The sequence below is a fragment of the Sphaerochaeta sp. S2 genome, assembly GCF_016406725.1.
Lineage (GTDB): Bacteria > Spirochaetota > Spirochaetia > Sphaerochaetales > Sphaerochaetaceae > Sphaerochaeta.
Map to the genome: position 1 here is coordinate 1 of NZ_JAEKNT010000011.1, position 2,056 is coordinate 2,056.

General features: G+C 48.5%; 2 protein-coding genes. Both read right to left on the reverse strand.

Annotated elements, in window-relative coordinates:
- A partial coding sequence (locus tag JF818_RS00255; protein ID WP_198889999.1) for a biotin attachment protein occupies window positions 1-1,450 on the reverse strand: 1,450 nt, incomplete at its 3' end.
- A 23-nt stretch (window positions 1,451-1,473) separates the two neighbouring features.
- A complete protein-coding gene (locus JF818_RS00260) occupies window positions 1,474-1,749 on the reverse strand; it encodes an OadG family transporter subunit (protein ID WP_198890000.1) in 276 nt (91 codons plus the stop codon).
- Window positions 1,750-2,056: the final 307 nt, after the last annotated feature.

Here is a 2,056-nt window from a genome sequence, read left to right on the forward strand (position 1 = left end):
CGGTAACGGTGTACTCGCCCTTCTGTTTGGCAGCTTCTTCCTCACGGTCGATCTTGTAGATACCGTTTACCTGAGCCTTGCCGGTAAGGTAGAGAATACCCTTCTCCTTACAGGAAGCAGCAATGAAGATATTCTCATCAGTGAGGGGAAGTCCTTCCTTCTCGAGCATCTCTTTTGCTACCTTGACACCCTTCTTGGGATCGGCATCGTTGATGTCGACAACCTTCTTGGTGGTGGGCTCCATCTTCATCTGCTCAGCACAGATCTTTACAACTTCGGCATCGGGTTCTACGGGAGTCTTTCCGAAGTAGCCGAGAACCATCTTGCCGTAGCCTTCTGCAATCTTTTTCCAAGGTCCGAACATGACGTTATTGAAAGCCTGCTGGAAATAGAACTGGGAAACCGGAGTTACGGAAGTTCCGAAACCACCCTTTGCTACAGTCTCAGCCATTGCCTCGACGATGGCGGGATACTTGTCCATCAGGTTGTTGTCACGCAACATCTGGGTGTTTGCCGTAAGGGCACCACCTGGAAGCGGTGAGAACGGGATCTCAGGGCTAACGGTCATTGCTTCAGGGGGAATGATATAATCTTTCATGCAATCCCTGAATACTGACTCAGCTTCACGAATCTTCTTGATGTCGATACCCAGATCATAATCAGTATGGCGAAGTGCGTGCCACATGGTGATGATGTCTGGCTGACAAGTACCACCGGAAACCGGGCTCATGGAGAGGTCTACCTGGTCTGCACCTGCTTCAATTGCACTGACATACTGCTGGATTGATACACCTGCTGTATCGTGGCTGTGGAATACGAGATTCACATCCTTGCCGAGCAACTTCCTTGCTCGCTTGATGGTCTCGTACACATATGCTGGGGTAGAGGTACCACTTGCGTCCTTGAAACAGACAGACTGGAACTCAATTCCTGCATCCATGATCTGCTTCAGGGTTGCTTCATAGAAGTCTGGGTCGTGAGCGCCCTCGGTGTTTGGGGGAAGACTCATCATGGTTACGACTACTTCGTGGCGAAGTCCTGCGTCAACAATGGACTTTCCACTGTCAATGAGGTTGTTGACATCATTGAGTGCATCAAAGTTACGGATGGTGGAAATACCGTGCTTCTTGAAAAGCTTTGCATGCAGGTCGATGATATCCCTTGGTTGGGAATCGAGACCGACAACGTTAACACCTCGGCTGAGGGTCTGCAGGTCTGCATCATCCCCGGCAACACGACGGAACTCATCCATCATGGCAAAGGCATCTTCATTGGTGTAGAAGTACAGGGACTGGAAGCGGGCACCACCGCCGGCTTCGAAGTGATTGATGCCAGCCTCTTTGGCTGCTGCAACTGCAGGCATGAAATCCTTGGTGAATACACGTGCACCGTATACTGACTGGAATCCGTCACGAAACGCTGTGCACATAAAATTGACTTTCTTCTTCATTTGAGATGATCCTCCGGGGTTTCTTATTCTTTTGACTTTGCGAAGGCTGCTACAATTGCTGCTGCTATGTCTGCCTCACTGGCAGAGGAAGCAGAAGCTGTGACAGCTGCGGGACTGCTTACAACGGCTTTGGGCTTCTGTGGTGCGATTTTTCTTGCAATGGCGCTCATGGCCTTGGTAAGGAAAAACAGCAACGTAAGAAACACAAAGACCGTAGCAATACCCAGAATCATGAGGATGACCCCATTCTCCAACTGGGCGACAAGTTGCTCTTTCGGTAGTTGCGCTAAGAATACCATACGAACTCCTAATAAGGTTTATAGTGATCGTAGCCAAGGACTACAAATGACACACTGGGGGTTAGTATATCGGAATCATGGGGAGCGTTTCAAGTAAAGGTACGATAAATGCTTTTAGGAATTTAGCATAGCTCATTTTTTGAAAGGGTTTTTTATACGAAAAAACCAATGTTCACAACTTAAGCCCAACTTTCCCAAAATCTTAACAATTTGACTTGTGATTATGATGGAATTTGGTCTTTCGCTTGTTTTCTGCCCTTGGTACTGTCCGCCCTGGTTTTATGGGGCAGACAAACCTTTCCGCCCT

What these genes read in the sequence shown, in the direction of transcription:
- JF818_RS00260 (WP_198890000.1), bottom strand. Translation starts at nt 1,749, where the DNA reads ATGGTATTCTTAGCGCAACTACCGAAAGAGCAACTTGTCGCCCAGTTG.